Below are 16,231 nucleotides of genomic sequence, written 5' to 3'. Positions count from 1 at the left end.
CGGAGCCCATGAACGACACGCCGAAAAAGGGCTGGTTCCAGCGGCTCAGCCAGGGACTGTCCCGATCCTCCAAACAGATGACCGAGCAGGTCGTCTCCTCCTTCGTCAAGGAGCCGCTCGACGAAGCGGCGCTGGAGCGCCTGGAGGAGCACCTGATCGAGAGCGATCTGGGCCCGGCCGCCGCCGCCCGGATCACCGAGCGCTTCCGCGCGCTGCGCTTCGGCAAGACCTCCGACGAGCGCGAGATCAAGGAAGCCCTGGCCGAGGCGGTGACCGCCGAACTGGCGCCGCGCCAGGCCGTGTTCGATCCCCTGTCCGGACCGAAGCCCTATGTGGTGCTGTTCGTGGGCGTCAACGGCTCGGGCAAGACCACCACCCTGGGCAAGATCGCCGCCGACCTGACGGGCAGGGGCGCCAGGGTCATGGTGGTGGCGGGCGACACCTTCCGCGCCGCCGCCCGGGATCAGCTGCGCATCTGGTCCGAACGGGCCGGCGCAGATTTCGAGAGCCGCCGCGACGGCGCCGACCCGGCCGGCCTGGCCTTCGACGCCTTCACCCGCGCCAGAAACGAGGGCCATGACGTGGTCCTGATCGACACCGCCGGCCGCCTGCAGAACAAGCAGGCCCTGATGGACGAACTGCTGAAGATCGTTCGGGTGCTGAAGAAGATCGATCCGGACGCCCCGCACGAAACCCTGCTGGTGCTGGACGCCACGGTGGGGCGCAACGCCTTGGCCCAGGAGCAGATCTTCGGCCGCACGGCCTATGTGTCCGGCATCGTCATGACCAAACTGGACGGCACGGCCCGCGGCGGGGTTCTGGTGCCGGTGGCCCAGGCCTCCGACGCCCCCATCAAGCTGATCGGGGTGGGCGAGGGCATCGAGGATCTGCAGCCGTTCGACGCGCGGGCGTTCTCCCGCCTTCTGGTGGGACTTGAGGACTGATGACGACCGAGCAACCGGCAACGGCAAAGAAGCGCCCCCAATGGATCCGCCAGGCGGTGGATTTCGGGGCCCTGGTCGCCTTCATCGGCGCCTACTTCATCACCCGCGACCTGATCAAGGCCACCTGGGTGCTGGTCATCGCCTCGGCCATCGCCCTGGCGGTCGGCTATGTGGTGGAGCGTCGTTTCGCGCCCCTGCCGCTGATCACCGGCCTGTTCGCCCTGGTGTTCGGGGTGCTGACCATCTTCTTCGACGACGACCTGTTCATCAAGCTGAAGCTGACCATCCAGAATGTGATCCTGGGCGGCATCCTGCTGGGCTCGCTGCCGCTGAAGAAATACCCGTTCAAATATCTCCTGGGCGACGCCATCAAGGTGACAGACCACGGCTGGCGCATCCTGACCTTCCGCTATGGCGCCTATTTCCTGGTGGTGGCGGCGGCCAATGAGGTGTTCCGCAGCGAGGCCGCCGTTCTGGCCATCTGGGACGCTTTCGGTTGGGCCACGCCGGATCCCGACGCGGTCTGGACCAGCTTCCGGGGCATTCTGTGGATCGCCGCCTCGATTTTCGGCCTGTCGCAGATTCCGGTGATCCTGAAGCACATGATCAAGGACGAGCAGCCGGGCCCGGTCAGCCCCGATACAGGCCTGTAGGCTGTGCAAGCCTTCACGGAGCTGTCGCCAAACCGAAACACGGCGCTGCTAACCCTGCCATGAACCGTGCCTTGCACGGATTATCGGTAAGCGGGGTCCCGGCATGGTCAAGGATGGAAAGAAGGCGCGCTCCGGGCCTCTGGACGCATCGCCCAGCCACCTGATGCACCGGGCGCTGCAGCTGGCGCTGGACATCTACGCCGAGGAAGTGGGCGCCGACGGCCCCACCCAGCGTCAGTTCGCGGTGCTGGAGATCGCCTCGCGGAACGAGGGCCTGACCCAGACTGATCTGGTCCGCGCCACCGGCATCGACCGCTCCACCCTGGCGGATCTGGTCGCCCGCATGACGGCCAAGGGCCTGCTGAACCGCGAACGCTCGGTGCTGGACGGCCGCGCCAAGGCCGTCAGCCTGTCGGACGAAGGCCGCGCCCTGCTCGAGAGCGCCCGCGCAAAGGTCGAGGCCGCCGACCGTCGCATCCTGGCGCTGATGCCCAAGGCCAGGCGCGACAGCTTCATGAAGCTGCTGGCCGACCTGGCCGCCGTGGCCGACGCGGGGCCGGACGAAGCCAAGGCCGCCAGACGCGCCGAAAAGCTGGCCCGGAAGGCGGAAAAGGAAGCCCGCAAGGCCGCCGAGAAGGTCCAGAAGACCAAGACGCGCCGCAAGGCGGGTGGTCCCGGCCTGGACGTCCGCGCCGCCTGATCCGTCAGCGGACCTTTCGAGACCGCTCCAGCACCGGCCGCTGCCCCTCGGCGTTCAGGGCGCCGGAAGGCGCGATCCCCGTGTTCGGCGTCGGGTTCAGGCCTTCATCCGCATTGCGGTAGGCGGGGCCGGACCACTGGTTGGCCGTCTTGCGTTTCAGCGCCCTTTTCAGGTTCGCCGTGGCCGCCTTGCCGCGATCGCCCGCCCGGCGGCGGTCCAGCTCGCGGTTCACCCGCTTCATGCCCGCGGACAGCAGGGCTTTCTTCCGATCCGACCCCGTCTCGCCCTCGGTGGGCTTGCCGCCCCGGCTGGCGCTGCGCCGCTGGTCCCGGGCAATATCGCGGGCGCGGTTGCGCCGCTCGCGCAGCCGCTTGGCCAGGTCCCTCAGCTCGTCCTGCTTCATCTCGCGCAGGGCCGGCTGGCGGGCGCGCTCGCACAGTTCGCGTTCGTCCTTGTCGAGATAGCGTTCGTCAGCCTTGCGGGACTGGGCCATGGGGCGTCTCCATTCCTGTTTCTGTTCGGGAATGAAGCGTGTGAACGGCCCGGGTCGTTCCCGAAAACCGGATCAGACGGTGATGTCGAGGAACGAGCCGGGACGGCGCGGCATGTCGGCCTGATCCGCCGCGCGCGCCGCCGGCGCGGCCCGCGGCGCTTCGGCCTTGGGCGCCGGTTGGGCCTGCTGCGCTTCCTGCGCCGATTTCACCCCGGCCAGGGCCTGCTGAAAGAACGCCGCCTGGGCCACCCGCGCGGTCGTGGTGGCCACCGGATGGGTGGCGGCGTGACGCGGAGTGGGCAGGTCGGGGCGAATCGGGCTCATGCCCCGATGGTTAACAGGGCGTCTGGAAAAAGGGTTAACGCGACCAGCGCTCGGGGGCGAGACCTTCGGTCAACCGGTCCAGCTCGGCCTGATTCACGATGGGGCCGGAGTGTTTGGCGGTGATGACGCCCCACGGATCGACCGCGAAGGTCTCGGGCACGCCCGAGGATCCCATCTCCAGGCCCAGCCGCCCGTCGGCGTCCACCAGCACCACGGCGAAGGGATCGCCCAGCTCCTCGAGGAAAGCGGCGGTGGCGGCGGGATCGTCCTTGTAGGCCACGCCGATGACTCGCACGCCCTGTTCGCGCAGCGCCATCAGCTGCGGGTGTTCGATGCGGCATGGCGCGCACCAGGAGGCGAAGATGTTGACCACCGTCGGCTGGCCGGCGGCGGCGGTGACCAGGTCGGCCTGGCCCGGCCCAGCCGTTCCATTGGTCAGAACCGGCAGGGTCAGGGCGGGCACGGCCTGACCCACCATGGCGTCAGGCTGATAGGCCGGGTCCCGGCGCAGGGACCAGCCCACGAACAGCACCGCCAGGGCGACCAGCACGATCAGCGGGACGACGGCCAGCCAGCGCTTCATTTGCCCCCCTCCAGCCGATCCAGCTCGCGCTTCCAGCGGCGGGCTGCCATGACGCTCCGCACCACGAGGGCCGCCAGGGCCAAGGCGCTGATGCCCCAGGCGGGCCAGACGAAGGCGGCGTAGGCGCCCATGTCGAGGTCGAGCATCCTTAAGCCTCCTGGGCTGCGCGGGCGCGCATAGTGAGGACACGACGGCGACGCACCTCGGTGCGGATGTCGGTCAACCACAGCGCCGTGAAAAGCATCATATAGGCCAGCCCCATCACCAGCAGCGGCGTCAGGTGGGCTGCAGTCATGGAGGGCCCCTCGGCCCGCAGCAGGGACGCGGGTTGGTGCAGGGTGTTCCACCAGTCCACCGAGAATTTCACGATCGGCAGGTTCACCAGCCCCACCAGCCCCAGCACGGCGGCGGCGCGGGCGGCCTTGGCCTCGTCATCGATGGCGGCGCGCAGGGCCATGTAGGCCACATAGAACAGGAACAGCACCACCACCGAGGTCAGGCGCGCGTCCCACACCCACCAGGCCCCCCACATGGGCTTGCCCCACAGGGAGCCGGTGGCCAGCGCCAGGGCGGTGAACACCGCCCCGGGCAGAGCGGCGGCGCGGGCGGCGGCGTCGGCCAGCGGATGGCGGAACACCAGGGCGAAGAAGGACGACACCCCCAGCGCCACATAGGCGGCCAGGCCCAGCCAGGCGGCCGGCACATGCACGAACATGATCCGCACGGTGTCCAGCTGCTGATAGTCCTCCGGCGCGGTGAAGCTCAGCCATGTTCCGGCGAGCAGCAGCCCCACGGCCGCCGCCCAGACCACGGGCATGAGGGGCCGGGTGAACCGCATGAAGCGATCAGGATTGGCGAGGCCGAAGACCATGGTCAGGGCGCATACGCGCGGGGGACCGCGCGGGCAAGCGGGCGCGGCGCCGCACGGGGCTGCCTCATCCCTGCGCGTTCCGGATGGCGGCCGCCCCTGCCACGGGGCTCAGCGCCACGGCGAACAGGGCGTAGGCGCCCAGCAGCGCCAGGGCGGGCCATGGCGAGAGGCCGGTCAGGGCCTGCTCCAGGGCGCCCGCGCCGAAAATCACCGGCGGGATGAACAGGGGCAGCACCACCACGGCGATCAACAGGCCGCCCCGCTTCGACCCCAGCGCCAGGGCCGCGCCCAGCGCTCCGGTGAAGGCGAAGCCCAGACTGCCCAGCAGCGCCGAGCCCAGGATCAGCGGCGCCCAACCCGGATCTGCCCCCAGCGCGATGGCCGCCACCGGTGCGGCGACGGCCAGCGGCAGGCCGATGGCCAGCCATTGGGCCAGGGCCTTGACGGCGAACACCGCCTCCAACGGCAAGGGTCCCAGCGCCAGCAGGTCCAGCGCCCCGTCCTCGAAATCCCGCTCGAACAGCCGTTCCAGCGACAGCAGGCTGGCGAGGGCCAGGGCAATCCAGGCGATCCCGCCCGCCACCGGCTGGAGCACGCGCGGATCGCCGCCGGCCGCCAGCGGCACGATGGCGGTCAACGCCAGAAAGAAACCGCAGGCCAGCAGGGGCCCGCCGCCGCCGCCCCAGGCCAGCGACAGCTCGCGTTTCAGCAGGACGCGGCCCGCGCTCATGACGCCGCCCCCACGTCCAGCGTGTGGCAGGGCAGGTCCAGCGGGTCGTGAACGGCGGCGATCACCATGCCGCCGCCCGCCAGATGGTCCTGCATCAACTGTGTGGCGACGGCGCGCCAGCGGGCGTCCAGCGGGGCCAGAGGCTCGTCCAGCAGCCACAGCGCGCGCGGCGCCGCGATCAGCCGGGCCAGCGACAGCCGCCGCCTCTGCCCCGCCGACAGTTTGCGGGTCTCCAGATCCAGCAGGGGCGCGAGGCCAAGGGCCTCGACCGCAGAATCAATGCCGCCCCGCCCGCACCAGGCGGTCTGAAAGGCCAGCTCCTCGCGCGCGGTGCGGGCGCCCTTCAGCCCTTCCAGATGCCCCAGCAGGTGGATGTGGCGGGCCCGGGCGGTCTCGGGCTCGATCTCGGCTCCAGGCCCTTCCGAAAAGCGCACCGCGCCCGCATCCGGGCGAATGAACCCGGCGATCGCGCGCAGCAGGCTGGTCTTGCCCGCGCCGTTGGCCCCGGTCAGGGCCAGCGCTTCGCCGGCGTCCAGATCGACAGACAGGCCGTGAAACAGCACCCGCTCGCCCCGCGACAGGCCCAGATCGTCGATGCAGAGACGCCCAATCATGTGCGAGCCGTTCGCAATGTCCACGTCGTCGTCGTGGATACATGGACGCCCGCGCCGCTTGGGCTTATATCCAGCCTCGCCGCAGCAGGCTTTCGCCGCGCGCGCCGGGGACCTGTGCGCCCCAGCGCCTGCAGCGCGAACGCGCAACCGGATTGTCGGGCGGCGTAGACCAGAGGAACTCTCCCACATGCCGTCGAACGACAGCCTCAAGACCCGTCAGGACCTTTCCGTCGGGCGCAAGAAGTACGCCTATTACAGCCTTCCCGCCGCCGAGGAAGCCGGTCTGGCCGGGATTTCCCGCCTGCCGCGCTCCATGAAGGTGCTGCTGGAGAACCTTCTTCGCAATGAAGACGGCGTCTCGGTCACCGAGGACGACCTCAAGGCCGTGGCCGCCTGGATCGACAACAAGGGCGCGGTCGAGCACGAGATCGCCTTCCGGCCCGCTCGTGTCCTGATGCAGGACTTCACCGGCGTTCCGGCGGTGGTGGACCTGGCGGCCATGCGCGACGCCATGACGGCCCTGGGCGCCGACCCGGCCCGGATCAATCCGCTGAATCCCGTGGATCTGGTCATCGACCACTCGGTCATGGTCGACCACTTCGGCACCCCCAAGGCGTTCGACCAGAACGTGGACCGCGAATACGAGCGCAACATGGAGCGCTACAAGTTCCTGCGCTGGGGCTCGACCGCCTTCAACAATTTCCGCGTGGTGCCCCCCGGCACCGGCATCTGCCACCAGGTGAACCTCGAGAACCTGGCCCAGACCGTCTGGACCGCCGAGGAAGGCCGCAAGACCGTGGCCTATCCCGACACCGTCGTCGGCACCGATTCCCACACCACCATGATCAACGGCCTTGCCGTTCTGGGCTGGGGCGTCGGCGGCATCGAGGCCGAGGCGGCCATGCTGGGCCAGCCGATCCCCATGCTGATCCCCGAGGTCATCGGCTTCAAGCTGAACGGACGCCTGCCCGAGGGCGCCACGGCCACCGATCTGGTGCTGACCGTCACCCAGATGCTGCGCAAGAAGGGCGTGGTGGGCAAGTTCGTGGAGTTCTTCGGCCCGGGCGTCACCGCCCTGACCATCGAGGACCAGGCCACCATCGCCAACATGGCCCCCGAATACGGCGCCACCTGCGGCTTCTTCCCGGTGTCCCGGGCGACGCTGGACTATCTGACCGCCACGGGCCGCGACAAGGCCCGCGTGGCCCTGGTCGAGGCCTATGCCAAGGCGCAGGGACTGTGGATCGACGAGAACAGCGAAGACCCGGTCTTCACCGACGTGCTGGAACTGGACATGGCCGAGGTCGTGCCGTCGCTGGCCGGTCCCAAGCGTCCGCAGGACAAGGTCGAGCTGACCATCGCCGCCTCGGCGTTCGAAACCGCGCTGGGCGAGGTCTTCAACCGCCCGACGGACGCCCCGCGCGTCGCGGTCGAGGGTGAGAAATTCGACCTCGGCGACGGCGACGTGGTGATCGCCGCCATCACCTCCTGCACCAACACCTCCAACCCCTCGGTGCTGATCGCCGCGGGTCTGGTGGCGCGCAAGGCCCATGCCCTGGGCATGACGGTCAAGCCGTGGGTCAAGACCTCCCTGGCGCCCGGGTCGCAGGTGGTCACCGACTATCTGACGGCCGCCGGCCTGCAGAAGGATCTGGACGCCCTGGGCTTCAACCTGGTGGGCTACGGCTGCACCACCTGCATCGGCAACTCCGGGCCGCTGGACCCGGCCATCTCGAAGACCATCAACGACAACGATCTGGTCGCCACCTCGGTGCTGTCGGGCAACCGCAATTTCGAGGGCCGGGTGAACCCGGACGTGCGCGCCAACTACCTGGCCTCGCCGCCGCTGGTGGTGGCCTACGCCCTGGCCGGCTCCATGCGCATCGATGTGGCCACCCAGCCGCTGGGCAAGGACAAGAAGGGCAAGGATGTCTTCCTGAAGGACATCTGGCCGACCAGCGCCGAGATCGCCGAGCTGCAGCGCTCCTGCGTCACGCCCGCGATGTTCGCCAAGCGCTACAAGGACGTCTTCAAGGGCGACAAGCACTGGCAGAAGATCGACGTGGAGGGCGGCCAAACCTACGCTTGGGACGACACCTCCACCTATGTGCGCAACCCGCCCTATTTCGAGGGCCTGTCGATGGAGCCGACCCCGGTCGAGGACATCATCGAGGCGCGCGTGCTGGGGATCTTCGGCGACTCCATCACCACCGACCACATCAGCCCGGCCGGAGCCATCAAGAAGGCCTCGCCCGCCGGCGCCTATCTGACCGAGCACGGCGTCGACCCGCTGGACTTCAACAGCTACGGCGCGCGCCGGGGCAACCACGAAGTCATGATGCGCGGCACCTTCGCCAACATCCGCATCCGCAACAAGATCACCCCGGAGATCGAGGGCGGGGTGACCAAGCACTTCCCGTCGGGCGACACCATGTCGATCTATGACGCGGCCATGCGCTATCAGGCCGAGGGTCGTCCGCTGGTGGTGTTCGCCGGCAAGGAATACGGCACCGGCTCGTCGCGCGACTGGGCGGCCAAGGGCACCAACCTGCTGGGCGTGCGCGCGGTCATCGCCGAGAGCTATGAGCGCATCCACCGCTCCAATCTGATCGGCATGGGCGTGGTCCCGCTGCAGTTCAAGCAGGACGGCTGGACCCGTCTGGGCCTGACCGGCGAGGAGATCGTCACCATCCGCGGCCTGTCGGACGTCAACACTGGCAAGCTCAAGCCCCGTCAGGAGCTGTGGGTCGAGCTGTTCCGCCCGTCGGACGGCAAGATGGCCCGCTTCCCGGTGCGCTGCCGCATCGATAACCAGACCGAGCTGGAATACTTCAAGGCCGGCGGCGTCATGCCGTTCGTGCTGCGGAATCTGGCCCGGGGCTGATCGTCTCCGGACTGAAATGACCAAGGGCCGGAGCCTCGCTGCTCCGGCCCTTTTTCATGCCGCGTCGGGAAAGCCGAGCTCCGCCCTGAGCCCCCGCGCCGTCATCCCGCCCGCCCGGAGTTCGGCCAGGGTTTGCGACCGGTCGCGCTTGGCGTAGCGCTTGCCGTCCGGTCCGGTCAGCAGGCGGTGGTGGCAATAGACCGGCGCGGGCCAGTCCATCAGCGCCTGGATCAGACGCTGGATGTGGGCGGCCTCGAACAGGTCATGGCCCCGGATCACATGGGTGACGCCCTGCAGCGCGTCGTCGTGGGTCGCCGCCAGATGATAGGCCACGCCCGCATCCTTGCGCGCGAGCACCACATCCCCGGCCGTCTCCTGCCGGGCGCGGATCACGCCCGTCTCGCCATCCGGTCCGGCGCCCTCCTCATGGAAGGCCAGATCTTCCCAGACGCCGCCCAGAGCGTCCCGCGCCCGGTCCAGCGACAGGCGCCAGGCGAACGGCCGCCCCTCGTCCAGCAGCCGCGCTTCCTCGTCCGGAGGGTGCGGGCCGGGCCGCGCCGCGTCGGCGGGCCCGTGGGGCGCCTGCCCGATGTCCGCCATGATCTCGCGGCGGGTGCGGAAACAGCGATACAGCAGGCCGCGCGCGTTCAGGTTGTCGATGACGGCGGCGTAGTCGCCAAGGTGATCGGACTGGCGCCGCACCGGCGTCTCCCAATCCAGCCCCAGCCAGGCCAGATCCTCGAAAATCGCGGCCTCGTATTCGGGCCGACAGCGGGTCTGGTCGATGTCCTCGATGCGCAGGATGAAGCGCCCCTCTTCGGCGCGCGCCGCCGCCCCGGCGGTCAGGGCCGAGAAGGCGTGGCCCCGGTGCAGCAGGCCGGTGGGCGACGGGGCGAAGCGGGTGATGAACACCGGCTCAGGCGCGCCGCAGGGCGCCGGCCTTCTCGGCCCCCTCGACGGCCGCGCGGAGGTCCGCTTCCGCGACGAAGTCGAACTGGGCGATCATGTCCTCCAGCGCGAACCTGGGCTGGGTCATGGCCCAGTCGATCGCCAGGCGCGCCGGTCCGCTGACCACGGGCGGCGCCAGCCCGGTGGCGGCGTAGAAGGTCAGGGTCTGACGTCGGGGCAGGTCATAGGCCGGAAGGCGCGGCCGCAGCCGCTGCTGGGCCATGGCCACCTCGTCCCGGAAGGCCGGACTGGCCGCCAGCTCCGAAAGGCGTCGCCCCAGATCGGCGAGCCGCCCGGCCAGGGCCGCGCCCCCGTCGCGGTCTGCCGGCGGCAGCCAAGCGCGGAACGCGGGGTCCTGCATGGCGGCCGGCTCCAGCAGGCGGAACAGGATGCGCCCGTAAAGCGGGGTCACCGACAGGGTCACATGCAGCGACGGTCCGTCCACCGCCAGGGCGTCGTGGTACCAGCCGCGCGGCAGGTAGAGCACGTCGCCGGGGCGCATGCGCACCTCCTGCATCACCGGCCCGGCGTTGCGCGCCAGCCAGTCGCGGGCCGACTCCCCTTCACCGGGGTAATCCACCGGATCCTCGGCGCGGTTCCGATACAGCCGCCAGACCTTTTCCCCCTCGGTCTGGATCGCGAAGACGTCGTGCAGGTCATAGTGGGGGCCGAACCCCCGCACGCCCTGGAAGGAGCAATAGACGTTGGCCGCCACCGAGGCCGCGAAGGTTTCGCGCAGCATGTCGCAGACGGCGCGCAGTTCCGGCGTCAGCTCGCCCGCCTCATTGGCGATGACGGTCGCGCCCATGGCCATCATCACCTGGACCTTGGCCGGTGACGGCCTGACCACGGGGCCGGCCAGGGTCTGCACCTCGGCGCAGTAGGCGTCCGCCGCGATGGGCTGGCCGTTGTGAACCATCTGGAGGTTCGTGTGGGTCCAGAGGGACGCCTGGCCCAGCAGGCCGTTGAAGGTGTCCCAGTCCAGCAGGGCCCGCTTGTCTGCGCCGTCGGCCGCTGGAATATGCAGCGGCTTTCGGCCGTCATGGTCCGAGAGGAATTGATCCGGCGTCATCGGCGCCAGAAGATCGACAAGGGTGCGCATGGTCGGACGCTAGCGCCGGACCGTGCCCCTGTCGATCACGCCAGGAGGCGCCCGTGCCCGTCATCGCCCCCGATCCCGACGCCGTCGCCGCCGCCCGCGCCGACCTGGCCCAGGCCGACCCCGCCCTGGCGCGCGCCCATGCCATGACGCCAGCGTTCGAATGGCGCCTGCGTCCCGGCGGGTTCGAGGGCCTGTTCCGCATGATCGTCGAGCAGCAGGTGTCGGTGGCCGCCGCCGCCTCCATCTGGCGTCGCGTGGGCGAAGGGCTGGGCGAGATTACGCCGGAAGCCGTGCTGGCCCGGGACATCGATTCCCTGCGCGCCTTCGGCCTGTCCGGCCAGAAGGCGAAATACGGTCAGGAGATCGCCCGCGCCCAGGCCGACGGCCGCATCGACCTGGAGCACATGCAGACCCTGGGCGACGACGAGGCGGTCGCCGCCCTGACCGCCATCAAGGGCGTCGGCAAGTGGACGGCCGAGACCTATCTGATGTTCTGCGAAGGGCGCCTGGACGTGTTCCCCGGCGGCGACGTGGCCTTGCAGGAAGCCATGCGCTGGGCCGACGGGGCCGACGACCGTCCCAACGAAAAGACCGCCTATCTGCGGGCTGAAATCTGGCGGCCCCACCGGGGTGTGGCCGCGCATCTGCTGTGGGCGTGGTATGGCGGGGTCAAGCGCGGCGAGATCGTGCTGGATGAGACCGCCTGATGACCCGATCGATCCTGGGCCTGACCCCGCCCGACCTGCCCATCGCCGACATCGCGCCCCTCGCGGCGCTGGACCTCGTGGGCGTCGCCGTGTTTGCCGCCACCGGGGCGCTGGCCGCCGCGCGCGACCGGCATGATCTGGTGACCATGACCTTCTTCGCCGCCGTCACCGGGGTGGGTGGCGGCACCCTGCGGGACCTGTTGATCGGGGCGCCGGTGTTCTGGGTGGTGGACTGGCGCTACATCGCCATGTGCATCGCCGCCAGCGTCATCGTCTGGCTGCTGGGGCCTCGCCCCTGGCGCTTCAGGCTTCTGCTGTGGCTCGACGCCTTCGGCCTGGCCGCCTACGGCGTGATCGGCGCCGCCAAGGCCGAAGCCTGGGGCGCCGCGCCTCTGATCTGCATCGTCATGGGCGCCCTGACCGCCTGTTTCGGCGGAGTGGTGCGCGACCTTCTGGCTGGCCAGCCCTCCGTGCTTCTGCGGCGCGAGATCGTGGTTTCGGCGGCGCTGGCTGCGGCGACCGCTTTCGTGATGCTGACCGCCCTGGGCGTGAGCACATGGCTCGCCGCCGCCGTCGCGACCGCCGTGGGCTTCATTCTGCGCGCGGGCGCCTTGAAGTGGGGCTGGAGCCTGCCCTCGTTTCCCGAGACGCCGCTGAAGTCCTGAAGCGTGTTCGTCAGGTCATGGCGGCGTCATCGAATCGGGTCTAGGATCAATTTGTTCCGAGCGTGAAGGAGGGCGTGTCTTCAGTCCCGTCGCCTCGATCCTCTCCGTATTTCGCGCGGGAGGGGCCTGATGCAGGTCCTGTCCCGGCCGCCGTCCGGTTTTCCCGCCCTGGTGCTGAACGCCGATTTCCGGCCGCTGTCCTATTATCCCCTTTCCGTCTGGCCCTGGCAGGAAGTGGTCAAGGCGGTGTTCCAGGAACGGGTGGACGTGGTCTCCACCTACGACAAGGTGGTGCGCAGCCCCTCGCTGGAATTCCAGCTGCCCAGCGTCATCGCGCTGAAAAGCTACATCGATCAGGACCGCCAGCCCGCCTTCACCCGCTTCAACGTCTTCCTGCGCGACGGCTTCCTCTGCCAGTACTGCGGATCCGGTTCGGACCTGACCTTCGACCATGTGCTGCCGCGCTCCCAGGGCGGGACCACCAGCTGGGAGAACATCGTCGCCGCCTGCGCCCCCTGCAATCTCAGGAAGGGCGGGCGCACGCCCCGTCAGGCCGACATGCCCATCCGTCGCGATCCCTTCCGGCCCAACAGCTGGCAGCTTCAGGATCTGGGCCGCCGCTTCCCGCCCAACTATCTGCACCAGAGCTGGCTGGACTACCTCTACTGGGACATCGAACTGGAACCCTGAGGGTCGCCGGTCTTCCTTTCCAGTCGGCGACGACGCCTCACCCGGCGAAGCGAAATGCCGCATGACCTTGCCAACCGCCTGCCAGACGCGCAGGTAACCCGCAGGACCAATAGCTTGCTGGGCGTGTCGTGACTGAAGCTGAACGTATTGAGGCCTTGCTCGATCTTGTCGACGCCGAGCGCTCAGAAAGCGCCGACCGCAGCGCCCAGCTCACCGTCCTTGGCCTTGTCGAGCGCGTCGGGCGCAACGGCTACCGTCCGACCACCGCCGGGTGGAACCTGCTGGGCGAGCGGGGACGCGCCTTCCGCACCGATTGACCGAGACCCGGCCGCGCCGGGATCACAGCCGGGGCCGGGGAGGTGAGCGCCGGGACGGATGCACCTTGCATCCGCCGAAGCCGCCCCCGATGATGACGCCATGTCGGAATTCCAGTCCCTCGCGGGCAAACTGCTGGTGGCCATGCCGGGCATCGGCGATCCGCGCTTCGAACATGCCGTGATCCTGATCTGCGCCCATCAGGCGGACCACGCCATGGGTCTGCGCCTGGACCGGCCTGCTCCCGGCGTTACCCTCAGGACCGTGCTGCAGAAGCTGGAGATGGAGGGCGCGGAGCTGGCGACGGATCAGGCTGTGCTCATGGGCGGGCCGGTGGATCGGGAGCGGGGTTTCGTGCTGCACACCAGCGACTGGACCGCGCCGGACGCCTCCCTGCCGGTGGGCGAGGGCCTGGCCATCACCGCCACCCGCGAGGCCCTGGCGGCCATGACGGATGACGAGACCCGCCCCGAGCGCTCCGTGCTGGTTCTGGGCTACGCCGGCTGGGGCGAGGGGCGGATCGAGGACGAGCTGACCGAAAACGTCTGGCTCACCGCCGAGCCGACCGCGGACCTGCTGTTCGATGCCGATCACACGACCAAGTGGAGCCGGGCCCTGGCGGGCATCGGCGTGGACGCGGCCATGCTGTCCGCCCATGGCGGCCGGGCCTGAGGCTCAGTCGGGCGCCCGCTCGAGCCAGTCGTCGATCTGGGTCACGGCCTCGCGCGTGCGGCGGTGGCGTTCGGTCGTCACGGCCGGATCGCCGGGCGGGACCGCCTGCTCCACATAGGGCGTGGGCGGCTGACGGGCGGCCTCCAGATCGCGCAGGGTCAGGCGCGTTTCGGTGTCGAGACGACGGGCCGTGTCGGCGCGGGCCTCAGCCTGAAGGCGCAGACTCTCCATCCGGGCCTGGTGCCGCTCGACCTGATAGCGGTGCGGGTCCGTCCCATAGGGCGCGATCTGGGCATGCGCCGCGCCGGAGGCGGTCAGCAGGCCGATCAGGATCAGTCCGGTCAGGGTGCGCATGCTCACAAGATGCGGCCTGCCCGCCCGTTCTCCAAGCGTGGCCGCAACCCATGACCGTCTCCCGGGTTGGTCAGGCTCATGCGAGCAACCACAGGAGGACCGCATCATGGCCCAGACCCTCAAGGGCAAGACCATCGCCATCCTGGCCACGGATGGCTTTGAACAGGTCGAGCTGACGGAACCCATGAAGGCGCTCAAGGACGCCGGCGCGACCGTGGAGATCGTGTCGCCCAGGCAGGGCGAGATCCAGGGGTTCAACCATTTCGACAAGGGCGACGCCTTCAAAGTGGACCGCGCCGTTAGCGCGGCGGACGCCTCGGCCTACGCCGGTCTGATGCTGCCGGGCGGCGCCCATAACCCCGACACCCTGCGCGTCGATGAGGACGCCCTGAAATTCGTGCGCGCCTTCTTCGACGCCGGCAAGCCGGTGGCCGCGATCTGCCACGCGCCCTGGATCCTGATCGATGCGGGCGTGGTCGAGGGCCGCAAGCTGACCAGCTACAAGACCATCCGCACAGACCTGCGAAACGCGGGCGCCGAGGTGGTGGACGAAGAGGTGGTCGTGGACGAAGGCCTGGTCACCAGCCGCGATCCCGACGACCTGCCCGCCTTCTGCGCCAAAATGATCGAGGAGTTCGCCGAAGGCCGTCACGAAGGTCAGGCCGAGGCGGCGCAGGAGGCCGACCGGCCCGTCGCCCACTGAGGAACCTGCGGCTCATGGTCGAGAACGCTTGAAGATATAAGGATATCTTTATATGGCTGACGCTCCCTCGAATACCGGAGCCTCGCCCGTGAGCCGCACCTCCTACGTCTTCACCTCGGAAAGCGTGTCCGAAGGCCACCCCGACAAGGTGTCCGACCGCATCTCCGACACCATTGTCGACCTGTTCATGGCCAAGGACCCGGAGGCCCGGGTGGCCTGCGAGACCCTGACCACCACCAATCGGGTGGTGCTGGCCGGTGAGATCCGCGGCAAGGGCATCTGGGAGAACGGGGCCTGGGCGCCGGGCGTCGAGAAAGAGATCGAGGACGCCGTGCGCGCCGCCGTCAAGGACATCGGCTACGAGCAGGACGGCTTCCACTGGAAGACCCTGACCTTCGAAAATCACCTGCACGGCCAGTCCGCCGACATCGCCGTGGGCGTCGACGCCGCCGACGGCAAGGACGAGGGCGCGGGCGACCAGGGCATCATGTTCGGCTACGCCTCGAACGAGACCCCCGAGCTGATGCCCGCCACCCTGGCCTACAGCCACCGCATCCTGAAGCGTCTGGCTGAGCTGCGCCACGGCGGCGAGAAGCGTCTGGAGCCCGACGCCAAGAGCCAGGTCAGCCTGTTCTACGAGAACGGCGTCCCGGTGCGCGCCACCGCCATCGTCGTCTCGACCCAGCACGCGAAGGGCATGACCCAGGCCGACGTGGCCGCTCTGGTCAAGCCGGTGGTGGCCGAGGTGCTGCCCGAGGGCTTCATCACCGACGAGACCGTCTGGCACATCAATCCCACCGGCGTCTTCGAGATCGGCGGCCCGGACGGCGACGCCGGCCTGACCGGCCGCAAGATCATCGTCGACACCTACGGCGGCGCCTCGCCCCACGGCGGCGGCGCCTTCTCGGGCAAGGACTGCACCAAAGTGGACCGCTCGGCCGCCTATGCGGCCCGCTATCTGGCCAAGAACGTGGTGGCGTCCGGCCTGGCCGACCGCTGCACCATCCAGCTCAGCTACGCCATCGGCGTGGCTGAGCCCCAGTCGGTCCACGTGGACCTGCACGGCACCGGCAAGATTTCCGAGGAAGTGCTGGAGCGCGAACTGCCCGCCATGATCGGCGGCGCCACGCCCCGCGCCATCCGCGAGCATCTGGGCCTGAACCGGCCCATCTACGCCCGCACCGCCGCCTATGGCCACTTCGGCCGCGAGCCGGACGCCGACGGCGGCTTCAGCTGGGAACGCACCGACCTGACCGACAAGCTGAAGGCCCTGGCCTGA

The 16,231-nt window shown here is 69.4% G+C and carries 21 protein-coding genes; 11 read left to right on the top strand and 10 right to left on the bottom strand.

What is annotated here, in order from left to right; translation table 11 throughout:
* Positions 1-8: 8 nt before the first annotated feature.
* The 3 genes from ftsY (at position 9) to IWC96_RS13150 (ending at position 2,297) form a co-directional block, all read left to right on the top strand.
* Positions 9-944 (top strand): signal recognition particle-docking protein FtsY, encoded by a 936-nt coding sequence (gene ftsY / locus IWC96_RS13160; RefSeq protein WP_021697643.1) that lies wholly within the window; start codon positions 9-11, stop codon positions 942-944.
* Entirely contained in the window at positions 944-1,597 is a 654-nt protein-coding gene (locus IWC96_RS13155; protein WP_045319104.1) for an inner membrane-spanning protein YciB, read from the top strand. The genes ftsY and IWC96_RS13155 overlap by 1 nt, the downstream gene beginning before the upstream one ends.
* Before the next feature lie 103 nt (positions 1,598-1,700).
* Positions 1,701-2,297: a MarR family winged helix-turn-helix transcriptional regulator gene (locus IWC96_RS13150; protein ID WP_021697641.1), complete on the top strand. Its 597-nt coding sequence runs from the start codon at positions 1,701-1,703 to the stop codon at positions 2,295-2,297.
* A gap of 4 nt (positions 2,298-2,301) precedes the next feature.
* On the opposite strand, the gene IWC96_RS13145 is transcribed toward IWC96_RS13150, so the two are convergent.
* From IWC96_RS13145 to ccmA, 7 genes are all read right to left on the bottom strand, one after another.
* Positions 2,302-2,790, bottom strand: coding sequence for a hypothetical protein (locus tag IWC96_RS13145; RefSeq protein WP_021697640.1), 489 nt, complete (start codon positions 2,788-2,790; stop codon positions 2,302-2,304).
* Between the two features lie 72 nt (positions 2,791-2,862).
* Entirely contained in the window at positions 2,863-3,114 is a 252-nt protein-coding gene (locus tag IWC96_RS13140) for a hypothetical protein (RefSeq protein ID WP_021697639.1), read from the bottom strand.
* Positions 3,115-3,148: 34 nt separating this feature from the next.
* Positions 3,149-3,697: a DsbE family thiol:disulfide interchange protein gene (locus IWC96_RS13135; protein ID WP_021697638.1), complete on the bottom strand. Its 549-nt coding sequence runs from the start codon at positions 3,695-3,697 to the stop codon at positions 3,149-3,151.
* Entirely contained in the window at positions 3,694-3,843 is a 150-nt protein-coding gene (ccmD, locus tag IWC96_RS13130) for a heme exporter protein CcmD (protein ID WP_021697637.1), read from the bottom strand. Before ccmD ends, IWC96_RS13135 begins: the two co-directional genes overlap by 4 nt.
* A 2-nt stretch (positions 3,844-3,845) precedes the next feature.
* On the bottom strand, positions 3,846-4,568 hold the full coding sequence (gene ccmC, locus IWC96_RS13125) for a heme ABC transporter permease CcmC (RefSeq protein WP_021697636.1): 723 nt from the start codon (positions 4,566-4,568) through the stop codon (positions 3,846-3,848).
* Between the two features lie 64 nt (positions 4,569-4,632).
* Positions 4,633-5,298 (bottom strand): heme exporter protein CcmB, encoded by a 666-nt coding sequence (ccmB, locus tag IWC96_RS13120; protein WP_196839074.1) that lies wholly within the window; start codon positions 5,296-5,298, stop codon positions 4,633-4,635.
* Complete coding sequence (gene ccmA, locus IWC96_RS13115; protein WP_021697634.1) at positions 5,295-5,912, bottom strand: heme ABC exporter ATP-binding protein CcmA; 618 nt, start codon at positions 5,910-5,912, stop codon at positions 5,295-5,297. Before ccmA ends, ccmB begins: the two co-directional genes overlap by 4 nt.
* Positions 5,913-6,099: 187 nt before the next feature.
* On the opposite strand from ccmA, the gene acnA reads away from it, so the two are divergent.
* A complete protein-coding gene (gene acnA / locus IWC96_RS13110) occupies positions 6,100-8,796 on the top strand; it encodes an aconitate hydratase AcnA (RefSeq protein WP_021697632.1) in 2,697 nt (898 codons plus the stop codon).
* A gap of 54 nt (positions 8,797-8,850) precedes the next feature.
* Here the strand turns inward: acnA and gluQRS are convergent, their stop codons facing one another.
* Both gluQRS and IWC96_RS13100 read right to left on the bottom strand, forming a co-directional pair.
* Positions 8,851-9,708, bottom strand: a complete 858-nt coding sequence (gene gluQRS, locus IWC96_RS13105; protein ID WP_021697631.1) for a tRNA glutamyl-Q(34) synthetase GluQRS — start codon at positions 9,706-9,708, stop codon at positions 8,851-8,853.
* A 4-nt stretch (positions 9,709-9,712) separates the two neighbouring features.
* Positions 9,713-10,846, bottom strand: coding sequence for a JmjC domain-containing protein (locus IWC96_RS13100; protein WP_196839073.1), 1,134 nt, complete (start codon positions 10,844-10,846; stop codon positions 9,713-9,715).
* A 53-nt stretch (positions 10,847-10,899) separates the two neighbouring features.
* Here IWC96_RS13100 and IWC96_RS13095 point away from each other — a divergent pair, with 53 nt between their 5' ends.
* The 5 genes from IWC96_RS13095 to IWC96_RS13075 all read left to right on the top strand — a co-directional run bounded on the left by IWC96_RS13095 (position 10,900) and on the right by IWC96_RS13075 (position 13,895).
* On the top strand, positions 10,900-11,553 hold the full coding sequence (locus IWC96_RS13095; RefSeq protein ID WP_021697629.1) for a DNA-3-methyladenine glycosylase: 654 nt from the start codon (positions 10,900-10,902) through the stop codon (positions 11,551-11,553).
* Positions 11,553-12,218 (top strand): trimeric intracellular cation channel family protein, encoded by a 666-nt coding sequence (locus IWC96_RS13090; RefSeq protein WP_196839072.1) that lies wholly within the window; start codon positions 11,553-11,555, stop codon positions 12,216-12,218. The genes IWC96_RS13095 and IWC96_RS13090 overlap by 1 nt, the downstream gene beginning before the upstream one ends.
* 129 nt (positions 12,219-12,347) lie before the next feature.
* Entirely contained in the window at positions 12,348-12,908 is a 561-nt protein-coding gene (locus tag IWC96_RS13085) for an HNH endonuclease (RefSeq protein ID WP_021697627.1), read from the top strand.
* A 155-nt stretch (positions 12,909-13,063) separates the two neighbouring features.
* Positions 13,064-13,225 carry a hypothetical protein gene (locus IWC96_RS13080; protein ID WP_231379075.1) on the top strand — a complete coding sequence of 54 codons (162 nt, stop codon included), beginning with the start codon at positions 13,064-13,066 and terminating at the stop codon, positions 13,223-13,225.
* 58 nt (positions 13,226-13,283) lie between these two features.
* A complete protein-coding gene (locus IWC96_RS13075; RefSeq protein WP_231379074.1) occupies positions 13,284-13,895 on the top strand; it encodes a YqgE/AlgH family protein in 612 nt (203 codons plus the stop codon).
* A gap of 3 nt (positions 13,896-13,898) precedes the next feature.
* Here the strand turns inward: IWC96_RS13075 and IWC96_RS13070 are convergent, their stop codons facing one another.
* On the bottom strand, positions 13,899-14,249 hold the full coding sequence (locus IWC96_RS13070) for a hypothetical protein (protein WP_021697624.1): 351 nt from the start codon (positions 14,247-14,249) through the stop codon (positions 13,899-13,901).
* A gap of 106 nt (positions 14,250-14,355) precedes the next feature.
* Here IWC96_RS13070 and IWC96_RS13065 point away from each other — a divergent pair, with 106 nt between their 5' ends.
* Both IWC96_RS13065 and metK read left to right on the top strand, forming a co-directional pair.
* Positions 14,356-14,952 (top strand): type 1 glutamine amidotransferase domain-containing protein, encoded by a 597-nt coding sequence (locus IWC96_RS13065; RefSeq protein ID WP_196839070.1) that lies wholly within the window; start codon positions 14,356-14,358, stop codon positions 14,950-14,952.
* A gap of 88 nt (positions 14,953-15,040) precedes the next feature.
* Complete coding sequence (metK, locus tag IWC96_RS13060) at positions 15,041-16,231, top strand: methionine adenosyltransferase (RefSeq protein ID WP_021697621.1); 1,191 nt, start codon at positions 15,041-15,043, stop codon at positions 16,229-16,231.

The organism is Brevundimonas sp. BAL450, from assembly GCF_015767455.1.
In the GTDB taxonomy this organism is placed as follows: domain Bacteria; phylum Pseudomonadota; class Alphaproteobacteria; order Caulobacterales; family Caulobacteraceae; genus Brevundimonas; species Brevundimonas abyssalis.
The sequence above is the reverse complement of the archived record's forward strand: the minus strand, read 5'-3'. Positions and strand labels throughout refer to the sequence as shown.